This window comes from Blastopirellula marina (assembly GCF_002967715.1).
Classification (GTDB): domain Bacteria; phylum Planctomycetota; class Planctomycetia; order Pirellulales; family Pirellulaceae; genus Bremerella; species Bremerella marina_B.
On record NZ_PUIA01000064.1, the window covers coordinates 51,266 to 72,823 of the forward strand.

The following is a 21,558-nucleotide window of genomic DNA, read 5'->3' on the forward strand; positions in this document are numbered from 1 at the left end:
TCTTCGATGAAGGGTCAAATTAACCCACTTCCAGCGGTTCGCCGGTCGTCCACTCCGACATATTCTGCGGATCGCGGATGACGCGGTTGTAGACCGTATCGCGTTCGACCGGTTCTCGACCAGCTTCAACGATCAAACGCTGAATGTCTTCTACCGACATGACTTCCGGGGTGGTAGCACCGGCGTCGTGGTAGATCAACTCGTGGCGAACCGTGCCGTCGATATCGTCCGCTCCGTACGACAGGGCCGTTTGCGCCGTACCAATACCTAGCATGATCCAGTACGCTTTGATGTGGGGGAAGTTGTCCAGCATCAGACGCGAGACGGCCATCGTTCGCAGGTCCATCATCACCGAAGGCTTTTTCAGCTTCTTGAGTTCGGCCAGTTCGGTGTTATCGGGGTGAAAGGCCAGCGGGATGAACGTCTGGAAGCCGCCACTGACGTCCTGCGTTTCTCGCAGGCGAATCAAGTGATCGACACGGTGATAGGCGTTCTCGATGTGACCGTACAGCATCGTGGCGTTTGTCTTGATGCCCATCTCGTGAGCCGTGCGATGGATCTCGTGCCACTTGCCGGTGTCGGCCTTATGTTCGCAGATCTGGTCGCGGACTTCGCGGTGGAAGATTTCGGCACCGCCACCTGGCATACTACCGAGGCCAGCGTCACGCAGAATTTCCAGCAATTCACGAACCGACTTCTTGGTGAGGAACTCGAACCAGTTGATCTCGACCGCGGTCCAGGCTTTGAGGTGCAGCTTGGGGAAGGCATCGTGCAGGATCTTCACGACGTTGACGTACCACTCGAACTTCATCTGGTGATGCAGACCACCGACGATGTGCATTTCGGTACAGCCGTTGTCGATCGCTTCCTGGCCGCGACCGAGAATCTGCTCGTCGCTCATCAGGTAGCCGCGTGGGTCGCGGAGGTCGGCGCGGAACGCACAGAAATTGCAACGGTAGACGCAGACGTTGGTCGGGTTCAAGTGCGTATTGATGTTGTAATACGCGTAGTTGCCGTTCTTCCGTTCGCGGACCATGTTGGCCAGCTCGGCGACTTCGTTCAGCGGCACGTCGTCCTGGTACAGGAAAACCCCTTCGTCCAGGTTCAGGCGTTCGCCATTCTCGACCTTCTTGCCGATCGTATCCAACGAAATCTTGTCTGCTCGAATCATTCCAGGTCGCTTGGCTCAGTAAAGGGAGAGAATGTTCTTATGCTAGGGGAACCGCACTGCCGGCGCGATTCTTAACGTTTATGGTCGCGATTTGGGCGTCAGGCCGCAAGGTGGGTCAGTTCCAGAGTAGGTCGATGCTGGTAAACGCCAGAACACCCAGCCCGATGACCGTATTCACATTAAAGAACGCCAGATTGACCTTCGACAGGTCGTTCGGGCGAACCAAAGCGTGTTCGTACAGCAAAAGTGCGGCAACGGCACTTAGGCCGATCCAGTAAATGATTCCCAGTGACGACGCCGTAAAGGGGAGGGCGGCGAATGCCAGCACGGCCAGAAAATGGCTAACCGCGGCAATCCGTAAAGCCCCTGATACACCGAACTTAGCTGGCACGCTCCGCAGCTTGGCGTCGCGATCGAAGTCGGCATCTTGGCAGGCGTAGATAATGTCGAAACCAGCGACCCAGAACAAAACGCCCAGCCCCAGCATCAGTGCCGGCAGGAGATCGGCCGGATGCTGCAGAACAACCTCGCCGCGAATGGCTACCCAGGCACAAATGGGGGCCAGCATCAGCGAGATACCGAGCCAGTAGTGGGCCAGCGAGGTGAATCGCTTGGTATAGCTGTATCCGCATAAAAACGCCAAGACTGGCACCGACAACGCCAGCGGTAGCCAGTTGGGCCAGAACAGCAGCGTCGAGGCCACGAAGCTGATGCTGCAAATAACCGTGAACAGAATGACGCTCTGTACCGAGAGGATTCCGGCCGGCAGATGTCGCGTGGCAGTGCGTGGGTTCTCGGCGTCGATTTTGCGATCGACCAGCCGATTGAACGCCATCGCCGCGCTGCGGGCAAAGACCATGCACAGCACAATCCCCAGGCCAGCTTGCCAGGAGAGCGAGACGGTTTCCCCTTCCGGAGCCGGCAGGCACCAGGCCATGATCGTTGCCAGTACGGCAAACGGCATGGCGAAGACCGTATGACTGAAGCGGATCATTTCCAGGATGTGACGAAGTCGCTCAGGCATCTTCTCCCCAGCGTTGCATCAAAGCGTGTGGAATTTCCAACTGATCCAAGATTCGGGCCACCATGAAGTCGATCAAGTCGTCCAGTGAGTTGACCCCATGGTACCAGCCCGGCATAGCCGGCATGACGACGGCACCTGCTTCGGTGGCCCGTTTCATGTTGTCGATGTACCCCAGCGACAGGGGTGTTTCACGCGGTACCAGGATCAGTTTGCGGCGTTCTTTCAAATGGACTTCCGCGGCCCGTTGAATGAGGTTCGTGCACGTGCCGTTAACAATCCCAGCCAGTGTGCCACCCGAACATGGGCAAACGATCATCCCTGCCGAACGCGCCGATCCGCTGGCCATGGGGGACATAAAGTTCGTGTAATGGTAGTACTGAAAGCAGCCGGGCTTGGTGGCCTCGTTCAGCTCGATCGTCTCAAGGAGTCGCTTGTCGCCAGAGTCGACAGTCAGGGGAATGAGCGTTTCGGGATCGAAGTTGTCGAGTTCCAGCCGGATGCCCATTTCCTGCTCGAACACGATCTTGCCCGAGGGGCTGATCGAGAGCTGGACGTCGTATCCACTGTGGTGCAGCACATTCAGAAGCCGCTGGGCATAGACGGCCCCGCTTGCTCCGGTGATCGCCACGACAACGGGCAGACTCATTTCGTCCCCACGTACAAAGTTGCCACGCCAAAGGTGAACGGCTTGTAGAAGACATCCTTCAGACCGGCTGCCCGCATGCGCTCGGCCAGGGCTTCGCCATGAGGGAATTCGCCGACGCTGTCTGGCAGATACTTGTAGGCATCTTGCTTGTTCTTCGCCAAGGCCTGACCGACCCGGGGAAGGATGTTCTTGAAGTAGAACTGATACACCCCACGAAACGGCTGATAGCGGGGCTGCGAGAATTCCAGCACGGCGACCTTTCCGCCAGGGTGGCAGACGCGTGCCATCTCTTTCAGCCCCAGGTCGGTATCGGCTACGTTCCGAAGGCCAAACGCAACGGATACGATCTGAAACGTGTTGTCCTCGAAGGGAAGGTGCTGCGTGTCGGCCTCTTGGAAGCGAACCTGGCCATTGATGCCCAGTTTTTGCTTCTTGACTTCCCCCACCTCGAGCATTTCGGGGCAAAAGTCGGTCGCCTCGACCTGGACTTTGCCGCCGGCTGCTTTGTAATAGGCTAGAGCCAGGTCGCCGGTGCCGGTGCAGACGTCCAGAATAGGGCTATCACCAGTCGGGGGGACGATTTTAACGGTCCGCCAACGCCAGTACTTATCGATATTCATCGACAAGAGATGGTTCATGCGGTCGTAATTGCCCGCGATTTCCGAGAACATTTGCTTAACGCGTGTCCCCGATTTGTCGATCGCCATGCGTGCTTGGGCCTGAATTGTCTTAAGCCTAATGGGTGAAACTATTTAATTTACCGGAATTGTCACTCTCTGGTAACATCCCATGCCCCCGGAATCGCATTCTGCCGATAAGCCCAGGGATAGGGGGGTATCTGCGATTGCCGATCTGGCAGCAGGCCTCTATAATCGTAGGTTTTCCAGCACATCAAGGGAACGGACCGGCGCAGGGCTCGTCCGCGAACTTGCCACGGAGTGAAGGTCAATGAAAGAAAACATCCACCCTAAGTACAACGAAACCGTCGTCAAATGCGGTTGTGGCAATACGTTCAGCACGCGCAGCACTCGAAAGGAAATCGTGGTCGACGTTTGTAACGTGTGCCATCCTTTCTACTCCGGTAAGGAACGCTTCGTCGACTCGGGCGGCCGTATCGAGAAGTTCAAGAACAAGTTCGCTGGCAACTACGCCAGTCTGTCGAAGAAGAAGAAGTAGCTTCTTCCAATTTGAACGTCATCATCACGCGAGTTTCCGGGCATTGGGGACTCGCGTGTTTTCGTAGAATCCCGCAATCGGTCTGACCCCGTTTACTATCGGTCAGGTATCTCTCAGGACGAAGCCTCTCATGCGCGAGATTTTGGAAGAAAAGCTTGCTCGCTTCGAGTTTCTCGAAAAGCAAATGAGCGATCCGGACGTGTTGTCGAACTCGTCTAAGATGGCCAATGTCGCGCGCGAACATGGCTCGTTGGCGCGTGTCGCGACGCGTTACCGTCAGTTCAAAGATGTTGTCAGCGAAATCGATGACGCGCGAGAGCTAATGGACGGGGATGACGACGAGATGGCCGAATTGGCCGAAGCGGATCTCGTCGACCTCAAGGCCAGACGAGAGAAGATTTGGCGTGATCTACTCGATATGACCATCGGCGGCGAAGATGCTGATCGCGATAAGATCGTGTTGGAGATTCGTGGCGGTACCGGCGGTGATGAAGCGGCACTGTTCGCTCGTGACTTGTACGAAATGTACAAACGCTTCGCGGAAATGAAGAAGTGGAAGTACGAGGTCATGGAATCGAATCCGACCGAGTTGGGTGGGTTCAAGGAAGTGATCATCTCGGTCCACGGCGAAGGTGTCTATCGCGAGATGCAGTACGAAAGTGGTGGCCACCGTGTGCAGCGTGTTCCCGAAACCGAAACCAAGGGACGTGTGCACACCTCGGCGGCGACCGTTGCGGTGATGGCCGAACCGGAAGAAGTGGAGTTCAACCTCAGTCCTGACAGCTATACGGTCGAGCGTTACGCGGCTAGTAGCGGTCCCGGTGGGCAGCACGTCAACAAGACAGCATCGGCCGTGCGACTGATTCACCAGGAAACAGGCGTCATCGTTCAGTGCTGTGAGGAGCGAAGTCAGCACAAGAACCTGGATCGCGCTTTGCGTCTCTTGAAGACCAAGCTGTATGACAGCCAACGCGAGAAAGAAGCCAAAGAGCGTGCCGACGAGCGAAAAAGCCTGGTCGGTTCCGGTGACCGAAGTCAGCGTATCCGGACGTACAACTTCCCGGAAAACCGCATCACCGATCACCGTATCAATCTGACGCTATACAAACTCGATCAGGTCATGGCCGGACACTTGCAGCCGGTTATTGATGCCCTGATCGATCACGATCGCGAGCAGCTTCGCGGCGAGATGGGAGATCTCGACTAAGCCGCTGACTGCCGTCGGTTCCCACCCTTACCACAAGGCGAAATTTGCCCTCATGTCGACTGCCGAAACATGGACGATTGGCCGTCTCTTGAATTGGACGACGGAGTACCTGGAATCGAAGGGAAGCGAAGAGGCTCGGCTCGAAGCCCAACTGATGTTGGGACATGCCCTGGAGTGTCCCAAGATTCAGCTCTATGCTCGGTTCGAGGAAGTGGTTGACGACGGGAAGCGTGCCAAGTTTCGCGAACTGGTCAAGCAGCGGGCCGCCGGCAAGCCGGTTGCATACGTCCTGGGGACGAGCGAGTTCTACTCGATGGAGTTCGTCGTCACGCCGGACGTTCTAATTCCGCGCCCTGAGACCGAGCACCTGGTGATCGAGACGCTCGACCTGCTCAAAGGGCGTTCGACCAACGAGCCGGTCAGCATTCTCGATATCGGTACCGGTAGCGGGATTATCGCGGTGACCATTGCCAAGCAGGCCCCCAAGGCCAGTGTACTGGCGACCGACATCAGCGAGAAAGCGTTGGCCGTCGCTAAGCAAAATGCCGAGAAACACAGCGTGAGCGAGCGGATCGAGTTTGCCGCAGGAGACCTATTCGATGCGGTGTCCAGCGGTTCTCAATTCGATGTTATTGTCAGCAATCCACCGTACATCGCTCAATCGGAACGCACGCTGATGGATGCTCATGTGATCGAGCATGAGCCGCATGTTGCATTGTTCGCCGAAGAAGAAGGCATCGCTGTGCTGCGAAGAATTCTGGAACAGGCAGCAGGCTATTTGAAATCCGGCGGATGGCTGCTGTTGGAATTCAGTCCGATGGTTGCCAAGCGTGTTGCCAAGATTGCTGAGGAAACCGGCTTCTACGAGCGGATCTCGATTGGTAAAGATCTCGCGAAGCTCGATCGCTACTTGATCGCGAAGAAAGCAGCCTAATCAGACCGGCCTATTTATTGACCAGGATGACCTTGTTGCGGATCTGGTAGGTTGGAGGATCAATGGGCTGTGGTCCCGATCCTTCGTCGATGAACGTGCGATTGCGTCCATTCTTTTTCGCTGTCCGAAGTGCCGTGATCGTTCGTGTGAACAGCTTGGGAACCGTGTCATCTGGTTTGACTTCCGTGACGCCAGCACTGACGGATAGCTCCAGTTCTTCTCCATCGAAATCGAATACCGTTCCGTCAATCGTCTGCCGAATGCGTTCGACGGCGCTGGTTGCCCCGCGAGGGCCTACATCGCCGAAAAAGAGTACGAAACGCTGACCTTCCAGTCGCATGGCATATTCAAAGCCACGTTCCGACCGAACACAGTCTGCCAGGTACTTACCGACCGCGGCAATGATCTTGTCGCCTGCTTCCGTGCCCAGGCGTTCGTTGAACTTGCGAAACTCGTCGATGTCGAGCGTCGCTATGCTTAACGCACGTTCGCGACGAATATCGTCTCGCCACCACTCGAAAATCTGACACTCGAGCCCCGTTCGATTCTTGAGGCCGGTTAGCGAGTCGAGCCTCATCCCTTTATCGACCGTGCCCAGACGTTTCTCTGCACGAAGTACCGTGACGATCGTTTCGGTCATCTTGTCACGCAGGTCGTGGCAAAGATCGATCAAGCGAGCGATTTCCAATACCAGCTTGCGGCATACATCGTTCAGGTTGTCTTGGAAGTCGATCTGCTGCAGGTTGCTGAGCGTGGTTTCGATTTGAGCCGTTTGCTCGAACAAGGTGTCGCAGAGACGACTTCCAATATCGGCATAGGCTCCGAGTCCTTCCTTGCTGCTATCCAGATGCTGAGAGGCTTCTGCCTGTTTGTCGAGCCAGTCGATGTTGACGGTGTCCAACTGCTCGGCAATTTCGTGCAGGGCATCTTCGGTTGGCTGGTACCACGTCTCACGCAGTTTGTTTTCAATCTCGATTAGCCGGGCACGATACTTGCCTATTTCCAGCCGAAGAACTTGAGCCGAAGCCTCGACGAGACTATTGGCGACGATGGCCTCTTCTTCCAAGGCCGCAAGATACTCGAACGGGATGACCTCTTCCGGTTCTGGCTGCGGTTGCTGGGGCTTGGAAGTCTTATCGTCTTGGTTGGCGGCCGCATGGTTTTCGAATTCGTTGAGGAAGACTTCGGCGGTCTCGACACTTACGATCGACGGTTGATTTTGTATCAATTGACGAACGCGCACTGCGGCACAGAACCCGATCAGCAGATTCGATGCGATCATCAATAGAAGAAAGAGAAACATCCACTTAGCCCCGATGTATATGCATACCCTTTACCAACCAACCGTTGGATGGGTCACGTAAACGTAGGCTACTCTGCATGAATGTCGAAAAGTGGAGTAGAAAAAATCAGCCGATTATGACGATTCTTCCGGGTTCGCTGGACATTCCCCCCGATAGATGCGTCGCCCAAACGGGTTGCTCTTAGGCACGAAGGGGGCCCCATCATCCTGCTGTTGGCAGGCCTTAGCCAGGCGAAAGATGTTTCCGTCGAGTTCATCTGCCCAGTAAATCAGGTTCGCCTCCCACGTCATCGGTGACTTCGGGCTACCATTGGCGGCTGTTCCTTGGTGACTAAGAACAAGATGTTCCAACCGAAGCAGCCACTCGGTTTGAAGATCGACTCCCAAGTCGCGAGCCGTATCGCGTACCATGTCGCGCCCAAGGACGATGTGCCCTATGAGTTCACCGTGTGGCGTGTAAGCCGTATTGGCCACTTCACCATCTAGTTCCGATACCTTGCCAATATCGTGCAGCAATGCGCCGGCAATGGTTAACTGCCTGGTAATCGGTTCGCGAAGGGAAGGGTGCTGACCGCGGTAGGTGTTCAGCAGGTAGAGCACATTTTGAGTCACGCTGTAGATGTGTTCCAGGAATCCACCGGCGTACGCATGGTGGTGATGCAACGCGCCCGGCAACGCTTCGATACGCTCGCGATGACTTTCCAGGATGGTCGTGACCAGGGCATGGAGTTCCGGCGTGTCGATCTCTTGGTCGACCAAGTCTAACAGTCGATCGAAGAGTTCTTGCGTGTCCGCATCCGACGACGGCTGGCAAGCCGAAGGATCGAACCCGTTTTCATGATCGCTCTGTTCAACCGGACGCAGGAGCTTGATCTCGATCTTGCCTCCGTGAATCGTCTCTTGGAACGTGCCTCGGATTTTATAGAAGTGCCCAACGGTCCACTGGTCGCGGCAAGCCGTCTCGTGGCTCGAACCTTCCCAAATCGTAGCCGCAATGTTCCGAGTGCGATCGCGGAACTCAAGAAGGTAGAAGGGACGTCCCTGCCGTGTCAGGCGAAGGTCCTTCTGGAAAAGCTGAGCAAAGAAATCGGCCTCTTGGCCATGCCGTAGTTCGGCTAAGCGATCGACCTGAATCACTGAACGCCCCCGTGTCTGTACCCTGATGGTGGATATTAGATTCCATCTTACGAGGGGGCGAGGGGAGATTCCAATCGAATTACTCGGAGCCGTAGATTTTTGACGCTTTCGAGAGGTGCGTCATCTTGGCCTGAAGCCGGTTTTTTAGCTCCGTCATCAGGGGATCTTCGTCTCCCTTCGGACGCCGCTCATCGGTGACCAGAATCGGTTCGTCGACATCAATGATGACTTTTAACGTTCCGTGAACCGTGGTTGTGTCCTTCAGGTCTTCTTCGTATCGTTCGACCGTCTCCAACAGGCGGTCGATGCTAGGGAAGTCACGCAGATAGTTCGGGATGTAGCATGAGATCTGCTGCGCGACATAGATGTCTTCTAACTGCATCCAGCGACGCGAGCGTTCTTCGGGCGAAAGTTTCCCCTCGATCATATCTGGTAACATTCTCGAACGCAGTGCTTTGATACGCGGCAAAATGTTGCCGGTCGATTCGACCCGCAGCCATTCCTTTTCCAGCGGATGCAGGATGCAGTCGATCAACCGTGCCGTGCGGGTCGCCATGTCGTCGCCAGAGTAGGCTCGCCCTGAGTAACGAATTTCTTCCAGGCAGAAGAGCCCTTCGCCCATGCGTTCGACACGTTCCAACAGGCGAAGTTCCTCGGAAGTTCGCCAGCCGAGCCGTTGTTCAATTTCGTGTAACACAGGGCGGACGGTCGCATCGATGTCTCCCTGAAAGACATATTTGATACCGATCGGATGGATTACGGTATCGCCGCGTCCTTCCTTAATGCGACGTTTGGCGGCCGAGCGTGCGACGAACGCGACCCCGTCCAAAAGTGGATGAATGAAATCGTTGGTGCGTGTTGTTGACCCCTCGGGAAAAACGACCAGGGGACGATCGGCATCGACCATGGCATCGACGGCGGTTGCCAGGGACTTTCGGTCGACGCCTTCGCGATAGATGCTGAAGCCCCCCATCACGCGAATGGCCCATGCTTTGAACCACCCTTGATTGAAGAGGTGCCAGCTGGCCATCGAATAAAGATTGCAGTCGACTTCTTTCGCAAGAAACCCCAGCACCAGCGGATCGGACATGCGGCAGTGATTGGGAGCGAGAAGAATGCCGTGCTTGGCATCCAGCGACTTCTTCAGGCGATCGGCGTTGCGCACTTCGTAAGACTTAACGCCTTCAAAGTGTTGGAGGTATTTTCCGTAGAGATTGAATTTTTGGATGAACGCAGGCCAACGAGTTCCGCGATGCGGCGGAACGAATCGGTATGGCTTTTCGATGATGATATTCTGCATAGGATCGCGGAAATCCTTTCGGACTCGCCGCATTTATTGCTACTGGGCGAATCCGTGAGGATGCGACTGATGCCATCGCCAGGCAGTTTCAATCGTTTCGCGGACGTCCATGTACTTTGGCTGCCAGTTAAGAATTTTATGGGCCTTATCTGCGTTGGCTACCAGGGCAGGGGGGTCTCCCTCGCGTCGGGGGCCAATTTCTGCAGGAATATCCATTCCCGTGACCTCGCGGCAAGCCTGAATGATCTCTTGCACGCTAACACCGCAACCAGTTCCCAGGTTAAGTTTCAGGCAATTGTCTGCCGTAATCTGCTGCATGGCCGCCAAATGAGCATCGGCCAGATCATCGACGTGGATGTAGTCTCGGATGCAAGTCCCGTCGTCGGTAGGGTAATCGTCGCCGAATACGCTGATCGATTTTCTTTGTCCCAGGGCAACTTGCAGGACCAACGGGATCAGATGCGATTCGGGGGAGTGATCTTCACCGATGTCCCCCTCCGGAGAGGCCCCAGCCGCGTTGAAGTAGCGAAGCGCCGCGAAGGCCATCCCGTAGGCGTGAGCATAGTCCTCAAGGGCATGTTCAATGGCCAGTTTTGTGAAACCGTAAGGATTCACCGGTGCCTGGGGGAAACTTTCGTCGATGGGGGACGACGCCGGAATGCCATAGGTGGCACAGGTGCTGGAAAAGACAATCCGCGGCACGTCGGCGGCTCGCATCGAATCCAGCAGGCTCAGCGTACCAATAACGTTGTTCTGGTAGTACTTGGCCGGGTTGGTGACCGATTCGCCGACAAGCGCGAACGCGGCGAAGTGGATCACCGATTCTATGTTGTATTCTTTCAGGGTGGCGGTCAGCTTTTCGCTGTCGTGAAGGTCGCCGACCACCAACGGAAACTTGCCGACCGCGCCGCGATGGCCAGCGGAGAGGTTGTCGTAGACGACGACGTTGTGTCCCTCGGCCGCCAGTTTTCGGGCAGTATGAGAACCGATGTAGCCTGCTCCGCCGGTGACAAGAACGCGCATCTTCTTTTCCTTCAATGCCTTAGCCAAAAATGCCGGGAACGCAGTTGCCACGATTCTGTCGCATTGCGTCCATACGATCAATACGACCTGAATCTTCGTCAGCAACGTACAACGACCACACCCCTGTGCCGAAAACACCTATACGGTGGATAGTCTCTCCTAAAAATAGCTTGGGATCTTCGATGCCCCGAAAATTAAAACTGAAACTCAAACGGCCGCTGCCCCAGCCTGAAGGGGAGCGAACCGAACGATTGATCGCTTCGATGGTGACCTATCTGACCACCGAATGCCATCTTTCGCCGAATACGATCCAAGCTTATTCGCGTGATTTACGGCGATTTCGGACATGGTTGGGGACCAAGAATCCTACGACTCTGACCATTGCCCAGCTTTCCGATTATGTGGCCTGGCTCCACTCGCAGAACTTGGCTCCGGCTTCGGTTGCCCGGCATATCATTTCCCTGAAGGTCTTTTTTCGTTACCTGCAGTTGGAAGGGATCATGCAGGACAACTTGGCGGAACTGCTGGGCTGCCAGAAGCTCTGGCAGAAGATCCCTTCGGTGATCCCTCCCTATCAGATTGACGATTTCTTAACGGCCCCCTGGAGTGAAGACCCGTACTGGCGACGAGACCGGGCAATTTTAGAGGTTTTGTATGCGTGCGGGTGCCGAGCCTCAGAGATCGCAGGGCTCGACGTGAAGAACGTGCACTTGAACGAAGGGCATTGCCGACTGCACGGTAAAGGTAACAAGCAGCGTCTCGTTCCCCTGGGCAAAAAGGCGATTGCCGCCTGCCAGCAATACCTGGAAAAAGAACGCCCCACTTTGGCAGCCCGAGGCTTCGATTCGCCGGCCTTCTTCCTGACACGAACTGGCCGTCCACTCCGACGCGAGGCGATTTGGGAACTGGTGAAGAAGTATGCTCTTCGCGCGGGAATCGACCCTGCGGTTAGCCCCCACACGCTACGGCATAGCTTTGCGACCCACTTACTGGCCGGTGGTGCCGATCTTAGGCAGGTTCAAGAACTGCTGGGGCATGCGAGCATCGCAACGACTCAAATCTACACGCACGTCGACCAGACGCGTCTAAAAAAAGTTCACGCTGCGTTTCATCCGCGAGCGTGAACTTTACTTGGTTTGAGTCGGCAAGTTTGTGCGAACTAACCGCCGGCACCAGGAGCGAACTTGATCTTCTCGATCAACTTCTGCACTTCGCCTGTCTTTGGGTCGATGCGTCCGGTGACTGCCGTAATGGCTTCAATGACGTACGTGTATTGAAGCTGGTAATCGGCATCGATTTCGATTTCCGATTCTTCCTGGGTCGAATTGGGGCCATCTTCAACACCAATTCGCTTTACGATTGCATCTTGCAATTGGGCGAACTTCTCGCGAGCACTGCCGCTAAAGGAGGTGTTGTCGAGCGCTACCGATTGCAGGGCACCATTGGGGCCGGCACGCAGCTTCAGCTTCATCGGAACCAGAAGGCTCGTGCTAGGCGCACCTTGGGCTGCCTGGGGCATGTTGATGTTGAAGTCCCCTTCCATCGCGACGATTTTGAACGTCATGATAAAAAAGACGAGGAGCTGAAACACGATGTCAATCATCGGTGTCATCGGCACTTCGATCTTTTCTCGTCCGTGGACTTCGTTCTTGCGAAGTTTCATGAACCTAACCGTAACTCTTAGTTGTTGGGAGCTTCTTCTTTAGCCCTGAGGGCGAACTTTTCAAATCCGACGTCCTGACAAAGCTTGATCATCTCTTGGACTTTGCCCGTGGCTACGCGACCGTCACCACGAATGATGACGGTAACGCCTTTGGCACCACCGGCATCAGTTTTGAAGTCGTCTGCAATTTGCTTTTCGACCACCAAGCGTTGTCGCAGGGCATCGAACGTGTAGTCATTGCCGTCGAAGTAAGCCAAGCCGTCTTGATACATTTGCAGCGTAATTGCGTTTTCAAACGGAATTTCAGGCGGCTTTGCCAGTTCACTCTGCGGAAGCTGAATCTTCTTGTTCTGATCGGCCTGGGTAAAGTTGATCAGCACCATAAAGAATGCGATCAACTGAAACGTCATGTCGATCATTGGGGTAAGGTCCCCTTCAAGCATCTCCCGCTTTTTCTTCTTGATCTTCATTAGCTACATCTTTTCGCGAAAGAGATCACACGGATTGAGGGGAGCTTACTTGCCGACGTTTTGGAAACGGCTCATCAGGCCTTCGCTGGTGATACCAACTTCCAGTGCCAGGCGATCCACTCGGTTGCGAAGGATGTTGTAGGCGGCAATCGCGGGAATGGCCAACGCCAAACCGACGAGCGTGGTGAACAGAGCGGTCGAAATACCGTCGGCCAGCTTCGATGGGTCTGGCGTACCACCGCTACGGGCGATCACGCTAAAGGATTGGATCATACCGTCGACCGTACCGAACAAGCCAATCATGGGGCTGAGCGAACCGATCAAAGCCAAGTAGCTCAGGCGGTGATCGAGCTTCATGTTTTCTTCTTCGCCCACTTCCTGCATCGCTTCAATGGCTTTGTCGTAGCCAAGCGAGACCTTTTCCAGGCCGGCCGAAAGAACCTTGCCGAGGAACGATTCATCTTCCTTGGCCATGTCGTAAGCTTCTTGGACCTGGTTTTCTTCCAGGCAAGCCTCGAAGCTCTCCACCAGCGTCAGCGGAACGACGTTTTCGCGGCGGGCATTCATAATGTTCATTACCAGAAGAGCGACAAACACGATCGAAATGACCATGAAGATCCAGAAGTAATAGCTTAGTGCGTTGTAAACCCACTCGAAAACCGATTTGGGGGCTTCGGCCGGTGCTTCGTTGGCAGCACCATCGTTGCCTGCAGCGGGGGCAGCTGGTTCAGCAGCGGCAGGCTCGGCGTCGGCAGCAGCATCTTGAGCCGTGACCGCCTGGCTCGTTAGAAAAATACCCAACATCAGGGCCACGGAAGCCACGCAGAGGGACAAGGAATACGCATGAGATCGACGCAACATTGGGTTCTCCAGACTTTGGCGAATATCTGAGCTATGTCTTGGTGGTTAGGTTAAGCTATGAGAAACGTATTCGACCGAAACTTGTACCCAGGAAAAGGGTTAAGGATGGTCGGATTTCGATGGGAATATCGACGAGGTGGACTCGTATTCTAGTTGGGTCATTTCCCCTCGAAAAGCATCTGCAGCGAGAGTTTGCCTACCTTTTTGGGCAAACTCCCCTTTTTAATCGTACCAGCCTGGGCGAATTATTGCCGATTAGCCCAAATGCTACCTGGGTAGCGGTCATTGAGCAGATTTCGGGCGTCGGTCGACTGGTCTGGATCGTTCAAATCTTTCCAGATAGTGGTCAGGTAATACAACGCTTCCGCGTGGATTTCCGGGTCGGTGTAGAAAAGAATGTCGGTGTGCAGGTAGGCCAACAATGCTTCCTTAGGGTTGTTTTGCTTCAGGTGGCATAGCCCCAGTGCGTTGTACGCGCGACCGAACAACTCTTTGTCATCCGGGTCGGCATTGTCGACCACTTTCTGGGCGAGCGTGATCCCTTCGGCAGGCTTTCCGCTGGCAGCCAAGGCTTTGGCCTTGCCGACGGCAGCAAAGCTCTTCTGGCGGGCAGCACCTGAGACAGTCGCGTTTGCGGCCATCACTTCGTCGAAGTTGGCAATGGCTTCGGCTGTTTTGTCTTGGGCCAACAAAGCACGGCCGGCGAGGACCTGGGCGGACATGCGGTAGTCAGGCCAAGGAGCCGTTTTCAAGCCACCGTAGTACTTAGCGGCTGAAGCGTAATCGCCGCCGCTGACAGCCAGGTCGCCCAGCATTCGGGCAACGTCGTAAAAGTGGAAGCTGTTGGACGAACTCGTTGCAAAGCCCAGCAGTGCCTGTGCCGCTTTCGCACGATCACCGGAACCAGCCAGGGCTAGTTTCCCCATCGAGTAAGCACGTAGGAAATCGATTTCCTGTTTGACGAGTTCGTTATTGCCCCCGTCAACGCCTTGCAGTTTTTCGATAGCGTCGGCGAACTGACCGTTCTGAACCATGCGACGGGCTGTCTTGACGTCGAATGGTTCCGCGTCGAGAGCGATTTCCACGATCTCGTTGGTAGGAATCTCGACGTTGGAGCCACCCTTACTCAGTTGGACGGCATCTTTGGTTGCGCCAACAATGGTGCCCGTTTGAGCGCCGCTTTCGGTGCGAACCGAATCGGCCAGCAGCGGTCCACCGGCGACCAACGCCATGGTGACGGCTTGTAAGAGAATCTGACGCATTGTTTATCACTCCTCGAATAGATCGATCATTTACGGGAATAGTTTGGGAAAAGAGATCCTGACTTACGAGTTGCCTAAGATTTAGACTTCTCCAGGCCTTTCGCCTCACCGGTCAGGTCCTTTTGAATCTTTCGCATCAGCATATCGAACTTCTGGAACCACTCATCGCCTCCCAAGCTGGGATCAAACGATTGGGTTGAGGTAATATCCTTGGCGGCAGCGGCCAGGTACTGATCTTTCTTGGTTTTGTCCGATTGAGACAAAGCGAATTCGTAGCGGCAGGCTGCCAGGTAGTAACGACTTTCAAAGAACGTATCTTTGAACGGCGAAGGTTCCGCGTCCGCCTGGGCATAGCGTGCGAGGATCGATTGCAAACGCCCCCAACCCCAGATCAGGTTCTGCTTGGTTTCAGGGTTACGTTCAGCACCCATGAGCGATTCATAGAACGTCTTCGGATCGCCACCATTGAGTCCCCACATGTAGTAGGTCTTGGCAGCTTCGACTTGGACGTTGACCATCATGTTCTTTTCCTTCAACACTTCCGTGAAGGTAGCGATGGCTTGTTCGTATTCGCCGATTTCGCGCTGAGCCATGGCGATCCGTACGCGGACTTGTTGAACAAGGGCAGGGTTCAGAGAGCTTCCGCCTGCCTGGTTGATAATCTGCTGATAGGCGGCAATAGCCTTGTTGTAGAAGCTCTTGGTATCTCCATTGAAGCTTGGATCTTCCGAGAAGCTCTGTCCCAGGTTGTAGAACGTTTCGCCAACCCAGTTCAGCACGTTGGGTTCCGAACTCGACTCGGCGACGCGGTTCAGAAACTTCTCGAACGCTCCAGCCAAAGCTACTTTCGATGCCGGGTTCGCATTATCAAGTTGGGTCTTCAAGTCATTGGCCAGCGAGATGTAGATCGCCACCAATTGCTTTTGCCCTTCAGCGTCGTTGCCGACCAGGCTTTTAAGCTGGGCCATGGCTTTCTCGGCGTTGGCCATTAACGCTTCTGTTTTCGAGGCGTCGGTCGTATTGGGAAGTGCCGAGATATAGGCTCGGACGGCAGCCTTGTAGATCAGTTGATCGATGCCTGGTCGCGTGGCAGCAGGGTTCTTGCTTTCGACCAGCTTCATCAAGCCGACGTCTTTCTTTTCCAATAGCTGCACCGCTTTATCAGGTTCGCCGATGTCGGTGTAAACCTGGATCAGGGACAAGGCCCCCAGAACGTAGCTGTAGTCTGGATCGTCTCCCTGGTACGAGTCGACACCAGCCGAGAGAACACTTTGAGTCTTGTCTTTGATGGCGGCAAGTTGTTCTTCGGTGGGGACGCCCTTGGCTTCTGGGTTGTCTTTAGCTTCGCGGCGCAGTGCGTTACCGCGGAGGAAAAGATTCCAGTACGTTTGACCCACTTTCAATTGGGCATCCGCTTTCGCGGCCGTTCCGTCACCAATCTTGGCGACCGAACTCTCGGCAGCTTCCAGCATGGCCTTTTGCTGTTCCCAGGAAAGCTCTTTTGAACTTGCCTGTTGCAGTTGGAATCCAATCAAGGCCAACAATGCCTGCCCTGCTTCTTCCGAGTCGGGCCAGGTTTTGACCATGAAGTCGGTCGTGTCTTGAACCAAACCAAGCTCAAACGAGCGATTGTCGGCCGGGGCTTCCTCAAACAAACGCAGGGCACACGCCAGGGCCATTTTAGAGCATGGTTTGGCGCTAGGACTATTCGGATAACGCTGAGCGACGAACGAAGCCCGGGCATAAGTCTGCCAGTAATCGCCATCCTGGAAACCCAGGAAGGAAAGGAAATACTGCACCCCGTTCACTTCGTCGGACGGCGTGTCTCGATCGGCCAGTTGCAGGGCCTGTAGGAACTTGCTTTCCGCCTTGCTGAACGTGTCTTGAATGACTTTCTCGTCCGTTGCAATCTGGCTGGTCAGTTGTTCTTTGGTGGCTTTGTCTTTGGTGGCCTTCAGGTCGGCCTGCATCTTCTTCACCGCGAAGCTTTGAGTATTGGCTTCATTGATCAGATCGCGACCTGCGGTGACGGCTTCTTGGAATGTTTTGGCTTCCGTCTCGTCCTGGGCGACGGCATCTTCCCCTTGCAGGTCCGTGCGGATTTGCAACGCTTCCTTTTGGAATTCGCTAGGGTACTTGGCAACGTCGACTGCCAGCTTCAACGCTTCGCGACGATTCTCGCCTCGTGCCTTATCTTTGGCGTCGCGGCCATCGGCGTCTTTCTTGTAGGCTTTGGCGACGATCAGCTTGATATTTAGCCAATCTTCGTCCCGTTCCTGGTTGGCTCGCAATTGTTGGCTGGCCAGCCATGGGGCGATATCCTTCAAGACTTTTGCTTGCTCGTCTTGCTTCACCCAGATCTCTGCCAGGCCGATCGCGGCTTTGAGTTTCACCTGGCGGAACTGCTCGGGCTGATCCCCCAGCAGCATCAGGTCGTCGACGTAAATGGCGATGGCTTCCTTCGATTTACCCAGGGCCTGTTGAGCTTGTGCTTCGTACAAGCGAGCATACAGACCAGCCAGTCGCGACTTGTACTTACTGTAAGTCTCGCCGAATTCTTTGGCAGCTTGTTCCAGTTGTTTCTTGCGATCTGGATTGTTATCGGGAAGGGTCTTGGCCATCTCGAAAAGGCAATTCGACGCCAGCAGTTGTGTCTGAATGTAAGAGGCTCGCATTTCATCACGAAACGCGATTTTGGCAGAGTCCTTAGAGGGATCGAGGACTTTCGGCAAAGCACTCAGTGCTTCGCGAATCTGCTTGTTCGCATCTTCAAAGACCTTTCGTGCTTCTTCGTAGCGTTTGTACGCCGCATCCAGATAAGGCTTCTTGTCGGCGGGCTTTTCCTCGCGGCGTGCGCGGGCTTCGGCCAGACGGGCCTGATCAGACAGAACGTTCCCGCGCTGGATCGTCGCATCGATGACGCGATCGCTTTGCGGATTGGCTTTCAGGAACTTGCCCAGGTTGTCGCCGGCGGCAACGAGCAGCTCTTCGCGCGAGTCCAGGTTCGGACTGCGGCGAGCCGATTCGATTTGGGCAAGTGCCTTGCGGTAGTCGAGCGTCTTCTTGACTTCGTCCGAAAGCCCTGGGTTATTGGCCATTGACTCGATGTACCAGATCGCTTGTTCCTGGTACCCGCGTTGCAACAGCCCATTAAAGAATTCGTCGAACGGCTCCTTGGCCGTCGTCACCGACGAGAACGCCAGAAGAAGGCCGGTAGCGAGCAAAATCTGCTTGGTAATCCGCATTGATTCTATCCTCAAAGACAAGGCGAAACCTCTACCCGAACGAAGACTTCTCGGTGATAACCGGTGCCGACAGGCAAGCTCGATTGTGAAGGCGAAAAGGCTGATTGTCCACATCCAGTTACAATGTAAGCCTTACTTGGCCACGTTCGAACGGATGTTCTCAAGAAGAGATGGGGGAGGAGGTGCTGTTCCTTTTGTCAAATGATCGACTCAAACACACTTTTCATGGTTGGGCCGTATTCGGTTGAACTCACATCCTGACCTAATCAAGCAGTGTCGGCAACAGGACTTCCAATCGAGGATAGCTCGCGTGTTGACCAATTGCAGGATTTAGTGAGGAAGTCCAGTTATCTAACTCATCGATCGTGTTACCACGACGTCGTGAAAAGTACGTATTCTGATGCAAAGCCAGCGATTGCTGGGTGAGTTGCGCCACTTGCAACGATAAGGAAGACGCCTGCCAAGACGAGGCAAACTGCAGGCGGCTTACTTTCTGCTCGGACTTATGCTTTTTCCCTTGGGGATCGTTCCAGGTCAATTCGATGGTCGCGATGTCATTGGGACCATCCTCAGGCAGAATCAATTCAAACAAAAGCGTGCCACTTTCGAGGGCGTGCAATTCGCGTGTTTCCGAGGTGGATACAAAATGACCACCCATCGGTTGATAGCCAATCAGTCGATACTGGGCGACTGACTTCTCGTTCCAGTTGACTCGCACATTCGGATTTGTACCAACGAGGGTCGATATCCCATGAATTTGCTGGTTCAGAAGGCGGCCGAGTCGTTGCAGTGAATTGGTCACTACCCAATCCCCCATCCCCTGAAATGCGGGCGGTGCGGGAACGAGCGACGCAAAATTATCGTCCTCGAGTTGAACCCAACTGAACGTAATGCCTTGCTGCGAGGCGTTCTCGATCAATGGACGAAGTTGTTCGTTGGTGGATGCGTCGAGTGCCGGAAAACGATCCGAGAGCACCATCAAGGAGCGACGCATATCGCCGAACCCAGCTTTGGTTAGCGAGGTCGCCGCGGCGAATCGAATTCCTTCGGCTAGATTCGATGGGCTGCCTACGTGAATCTGATCAAGTGCGGCAAACCATTCGTCGCGATGCTCGCTGGTCGCATCGTCGATCAAGACATAGGGAATGTCGGACATGACGACCAGGGTCACGCTGTCATGCGGCCTGAGCTGTTCGATCATTTCCCGCAAGGCAATCTTGAGTGGGAGCCATGTTTGCTGGGCATGTTGCTTGGATTCGGGCGGCGTAACCGCGATGGTGAGGTGGACGGGGGCACGGTCCTCTGGATCGACGGCACCAGCGACGATTCCAATTTCAAGCAGTTGTGTCCCTGCACCAGCGAATACCGCCGGGCCGGCTGCCGTGCGAAGTTCGATCTGGTGAGGTTGAGCAGGGACGTAGAACTTACCGGTCGCGGCGAGCCATTCTTCTGTACGGGCGTTTTCCAGTAGCTCAGGTGAAAGGGGATTCTCGGAGAAGAAGCAATTCTCGAAGCTCTTCTGGGATCCCATTACCGGAACGTTTGTTGCTCGCATCGAAGGATGCTGTGGAGAAGCAAATGGATGCGAAGACTCCCGTAGTAGGAATTCTCGATCATAGGCTTGGGACTCTGGGAAATAAGAAACCGTGTTCGCTGGTGGCAAAACCAATTGAGGGCGTTTGTGCGTCGAATCGATCATCGGATTAGCACCCAGCGGCTGCCAACGCATGAGAAACGTGTTGGCGAGAAGGTCTTCGGGCAACTCTTCCGAGAGGGACTTAATTCGCGGGGCATCCGTTTGCACGACTTGCGTCTCAGGCATCGATGCTTCTGTGATGATCACTGGCGAGAACGATTGTCGGTTGGCCAAGGGACTTGATTCAGGCAGTCGGGCCAAGGCTTCGATTTCGGCCCCAGTTGGGCCAAGCCAGTCAAGTGCCAGGGATGTCTCTGACGGGCTGGCAGGGCCAGGGATGACCGATACGGGGTCGTTCTTGGCAACGTTTGATTTCGTGTTGATTTGCCAAAGCGATCCGATACCCAGTACGACCAGCAGCGAGGCTGCGACTGCCCAAACTGCTGCGATCCAACGCGAAGCTGGTCGACGACTGGCGGCACTCCGCTCGCGAACATTACGTGTAACTAGCGTCGACGAAGCCGCAATATCGTGCAGTTGCTCGGCAAGACCAGCCGGAATTTCTACCGCCGACAATTCACGATCGAGGGCTGCGTCAATTTCAGCAGCTTCAGGAATGCACTTGAGCCGGGCAACGAGATCGGTTGGCAGAGCAACCTCTCGCAGTTGTCGGTCAAGTTCGCGATCGTGGTCAGAAGAATTCACGGTAATGCTGGTTAGCGAGTTAACGGTTGTTGAGGGTACTGTCGTGCTGAATGGTCAGGGCGACAGGCGAGTGGATAATTCTAGATGAAGTTTCTTGCGAGCACGACTCACACGGGAAAGGACTGTCCCTAGTGGTACGTTCAGCAGGTCCGCGGCCTCCTGGTGCGTCAGTTCACCAACCACCACCAGCAGAATTGCCTCGCGAAGTTCCTCTGAAAGGCACTGTAGTGCAGCCTGCATTTCGTCGCTGAATCCTTGTTCCGGTTCAGCGGGTGCAACCAATTCTGGCGTGGACTCGTCGTGATCGGAAAGAGGCATGGGCTGTTTTTTGCGACGCCATCGGTCGACGACACGACGTCGAAGAATGGCAATCAGCCAGGCACGCTCCCCCTTTTCAGCGTCGAATCGATCGCGGCTGTCCCAAACCGATCGGAATGCATCCTGCACAACATCCTCGGCATCATGGCGATTACCCATCAGGCGATAGGCAACGCGATAAAGCGTCGGACCATGCTGGTCGACCAATCGGTGAAACTGCTCGGCGGAAAGAGCCAACGCAAACTCCAGGGAAGAACTGAATGAACGATTCCTGCCAGGGCGAAGCCAAGCAGAGGCTGTCAATCAACTCCTCCTAACTAAGCATTCGTAGGCAACGAATTGAATTATTCCCAGAAAGAGGAGCGGATTTCGAGATAAAACCCATGATACCATAGAGTTCAGCACCGGCGCGAGTCGGGTGCCGAATGCGGCCAGGGTTTTTGCCGTGTTGCTGTATCTCTTTATTAAACCTAGATT

19 protein-coding genes are annotated in these 21,558 nt (G+C 54.9%); 4 read left to right on the forward strand and 15 right to left on the reverse strand.

Going from position 1 to position 21,558, the window contains the following annotated elements; all coding sequences use genetic code 11:
* Window positions 1-19 precede the first annotated feature (19 nt).
* From mqnE to ubiE, 4 genes are all read right to left on the reverse strand, one after another.
* Window positions 20-1,171, reverse strand: a complete 1,152-nt coding sequence (mqnE, locus tag C5Y96_RS19710) for an aminofutalosine synthase MqnE (RefSeq protein ID WP_105356921.1) — start codon at window positions 1,169-1,171, stop codon at window positions 20-22.
* A 115-nt stretch (window positions 1,172-1,286) separates the two neighbouring features.
* A complete protein-coding gene (locus tag C5Y96_RS19715) occupies window positions 1,287-2,195 on the reverse strand; it encodes a UbiA-like polyprenyltransferase (RefSeq protein WP_105356923.1) in 909 nt (302 codons plus the stop codon).
* Complete coding sequence (locus C5Y96_RS19720) at window positions 2,188-2,841, reverse strand: UbiX family flavin prenyltransferase (protein WP_105356925.1); 654 nt, start codon at window positions 2,839-2,841, stop codon at window positions 2,188-2,190. Before C5Y96_RS19720 ends, C5Y96_RS19715 begins: the two co-directional genes overlap by 8 nt.
* Window positions 2,838-3,548: a bifunctional demethylmenaquinone methyltransferase/2-methoxy-6-polyprenyl-1,4-benzoquinol methylase UbiE gene (gene ubiE, locus C5Y96_RS19725; protein ID WP_105356928.1), complete on the reverse strand. Its 711-nt coding sequence runs from the start codon at window positions 3,546-3,548 to the stop codon at window positions 2,838-2,840. The genes C5Y96_RS19720 and ubiE overlap by 4 nt, the downstream gene beginning before the upstream one ends.
* A gap of 241 nt (window positions 3,549-3,789) precedes the next feature.
* On the opposite strand from ubiE, the gene rpmE reads away from it, so the two are divergent.
* The 3 genes from rpmE to prmC all read left to right on the forward strand — a co-directional run bounded on the left by rpmE (window position 3,790) and on the right by prmC (window position 6,158).
* Window positions 3,790-4,017: a 50S ribosomal protein L31 gene (gene rpmE, locus C5Y96_RS19730; protein ID WP_105356931.1), complete on the forward strand. Its 228-nt coding sequence runs from the start codon at window positions 3,790-3,792 to the stop codon at window positions 4,015-4,017.
* 130 nt (window positions 4,018-4,147) lie between these two features.
* The gene (gene prfA, locus C5Y96_RS19735) at window positions 4,148-5,224 is read left to right on the forward strand and encodes a peptide chain release factor 1 (RefSeq protein WP_105356933.1); all 1,077 of its coding nucleotides are present in this window, start codon (window positions 4,148-4,150) and stop codon (window positions 5,222-5,224) included.
* A 52-nt stretch (window positions 5,225-5,276) separates the two neighbouring features.
* Complete coding sequence (gene prmC, locus C5Y96_RS19740; RefSeq protein WP_105356936.1) at window positions 5,277-6,158, forward strand: peptide chain release factor N(5)-glutamine methyltransferase; 882 nt, start codon at window positions 5,277-5,279, stop codon at window positions 6,156-6,158.
* Between the two features lie 10 nt (window positions 6,159-6,168).
* Here prmC and C5Y96_RS19745 read toward each other — a convergent pair whose 3' ends face one another.
* From C5Y96_RS19745 to galE, 4 genes are all read right to left on the reverse strand, one after another.
* Window positions 6,169-7,461, reverse strand: a complete 1,293-nt coding sequence (locus C5Y96_RS19745) for a sensor domain-containing diguanylate cyclase (protein ID WP_105356938.1) — start codon at window positions 7,459-7,461, stop codon at window positions 6,169-6,171.
* Between the two features lie 114 nt (window positions 7,462-7,575).
* The gene (locus C5Y96_RS19750) at window positions 7,576-8,598 is read right to left on the reverse strand and encodes a 3'-5' exoribonuclease YhaM family protein (RefSeq protein WP_158261328.1); all 1,023 of its coding nucleotides are present in this window, start codon (window positions 8,596-8,598) and stop codon (window positions 7,576-7,578) included.
* Window positions 8,599-8,677: 79 nt separating this feature from the next.
* Complete coding sequence (locus C5Y96_RS19755) at window positions 8,678-9,898, reverse strand: lysophospholipid acyltransferase family protein (RefSeq protein ID WP_105356943.1); 1,221 nt, start codon at window positions 9,896-9,898, stop codon at window positions 8,678-8,680.
* Between the two features lie 39 nt (window positions 9,899-9,937).
* Window positions 9,938-10,921, reverse strand: coding sequence for a UDP-glucose 4-epimerase GalE (galE, locus tag C5Y96_RS19760; RefSeq protein WP_105357067.1), 984 nt, complete (start codon window positions 10,919-10,921; stop codon window positions 9,938-9,940).
* A 182-nt stretch (window positions 10,922-11,103) separates the two neighbouring features.
* Between galE and xerD the strand changes: the two genes are divergently transcribed.
* Window positions 11,104-12,045 carry a site-specific tyrosine recombinase XerD gene (gene xerD / locus C5Y96_RS19765; RefSeq protein ID WP_105356945.1) on the forward strand — a complete coding sequence of 314 codons (942 nt, stop codon included), beginning with the start codon at window positions 11,104-11,106 and terminating at the stop codon, window positions 12,043-12,045.
* Window positions 12,046-12,080: 35 nt separating this feature from the next.
* Here xerD and C5Y96_RS19770 read toward each other — a convergent pair whose 3' ends face one another.
* From C5Y96_RS19770 to C5Y96_RS19800, 7 genes are all read right to left on the reverse strand, one after another.
* On the reverse strand, window positions 12,081-12,584 hold the full coding sequence (locus C5Y96_RS19770) for an ExbD/TolR family protein (protein ID WP_105356946.1): 504 nt from the start codon (window positions 12,582-12,584) through the stop codon (window positions 12,081-12,083).
* 17 nt (window positions 12,585-12,601) lie between these two features.
* The gene (locus C5Y96_RS19775; RefSeq protein WP_105356947.1) at window positions 12,602-13,054 is read right to left on the reverse strand and encodes an ExbD/TolR family protein; all 453 of its coding nucleotides are present in this window, start codon (window positions 13,052-13,054) and stop codon (window positions 12,602-12,604) included.
* A gap of 45 nt (window positions 13,055-13,099) precedes the next feature.
* Window positions 13,100-13,915, reverse strand: a complete 816-nt coding sequence (locus tag C5Y96_RS19780; RefSeq protein WP_105356948.1) for a MotA/TolQ/ExbB proton channel family protein — start codon at window positions 13,913-13,915, stop codon at window positions 13,100-13,102.
* A gap of 245 nt (window positions 13,916-14,160) precedes the next feature.
* Entirely contained in the window at window positions 14,161-15,177 is a 1,017-nt protein-coding gene (locus C5Y96_RS19785) for a tetratricopeptide repeat protein (RefSeq protein WP_105356949.1), read from the reverse strand.
* Between the two features lie 74 nt (window positions 15,178-15,251).
* The gene (locus tag C5Y96_RS19790; RefSeq protein WP_105356950.1) at window positions 15,252-18,422 is read right to left on the reverse strand and encodes a tetratricopeptide repeat protein; all 3,171 of its coding nucleotides are present in this window, start codon (window positions 18,420-18,422) and stop codon (window positions 15,252-15,254) included.
* 262 nt (window positions 18,423-18,684) lie between these two features.
* The gene (locus tag C5Y96_RS19795) at window positions 18,685-20,763 is read right to left on the reverse strand and encodes a VWA domain-containing protein (RefSeq protein ID WP_105356951.1); all 2,079 of its coding nucleotides are present in this window, start codon (window positions 20,761-20,763) and stop codon (window positions 18,685-18,687) included.
* Window positions 20,764-20,817: 54 nt separating this feature from the next.
* A complete protein-coding gene (locus tag C5Y96_RS19800; protein WP_233199029.1) occupies window positions 20,818-21,384 on the reverse strand; it encodes an RNA polymerase sigma factor in 567 nt (188 codons plus the stop codon).
* Between the last annotated feature and the right edge of the window lie 174 nt (window positions 21,385-21,558).

Coding starts and splice junctions, on each gene's coding strand:
- mqnE (WP_105356921.1), bottom strand. CDS start 1,171: ATGATTCGAGCAGACAAGATTTCGTTGGATACGATCGGCAAGAAGGTC.
- C5Y96_RS19715 (WP_105356923.1), bottom strand. CDS start 2,195: ATGCCTGAGCGACTTCGTCACATCCTGGAAATGATCCGCTTCAGTCAT.
- C5Y96_RS19720 (WP_105356925.1), bottom strand. CDS start 2,841: ATGAGTCTGCCCGTTGTCGTGGCGATCACCGGAGCAAGCGGGGCCGTC.
- ubiE (WP_105356928.1), bottom strand. CDS start 3,548: ATGGCGATCGACAAATCGGGGACACGCGTTAAGCAAATGTTCTCGGAA.
- rpmE (WP_105356931.1), top strand. CDS start 3,790: ATGAAAGAAAACATCCACCCTAAGTACAACGAAACCGTCGTCAAATGC.
- prfA (WP_105356933.1), top strand. CDS start 4,148: ATGCGCGAGATTTTGGAAGAAAAGCTTGCTCGCTTCGAGTTTCTCGAA.
- prmC (WP_105356936.1), top strand. CDS start 5,277: ATGTCGACTGCCGAAACATGGACGATTGGCCGTCTCTTGAATTGGACG.
- C5Y96_RS19745 (WP_105356938.1), bottom strand. CDS start 7,461: ATGTTTCTCTTTCTTCTATTGATGATCGCATCGAATCTGCTGATCGGG.
- C5Y96_RS19755 (WP_105356943.1), bottom strand. CDS start 9,898: ATGCAGAATATCATCATCGAAAAGCCATACCGATTCGTTCCGCCGCAT.
- galE (WP_105357067.1), bottom strand. CDS start 10,921: ATGCGCGTTCTTGTCACCGGCGGAGCAGGCTACATCGGTTCTCATACT.
- xerD (WP_105356945.1), top strand. CDS start 11,104: ATGCCCCGAAAATTAAAACTGAAACTCAAACGGCCGCTGCCCCAGCCT.
- C5Y96_RS19770 (WP_105356946.1), bottom strand. CDS start 12,584: ATGAAACTTCGCAAGAACGAAGTCCACGGACGAGAAAAGATCGAAGTG.
- C5Y96_RS19775 (WP_105356947.1), bottom strand. CDS start 13,054: ATGAAGATCAAGAAGAAAAAGCGGGAGATGCTTGAAGGGGACCTTACC.
- C5Y96_RS19780 (WP_105356948.1), bottom strand. CDS start 13,915: ATGTTGCGTCGATCTCATGCGTATTCCTTGTCCCTCTGCGTGGCTTCC.
- C5Y96_RS19785 (WP_105356949.1), bottom strand. CDS start 15,177: ATGCGTCAGATTCTCTTACAAGCCGTCACCATGGCGTTGGTCGCCGGT.
- C5Y96_RS19790 (WP_105356950.1), bottom strand. CDS start 18,422: ATGCGGATTACCAAGCAGATTTTGCTCGCTACCGGCCTTCTTCTGGCG.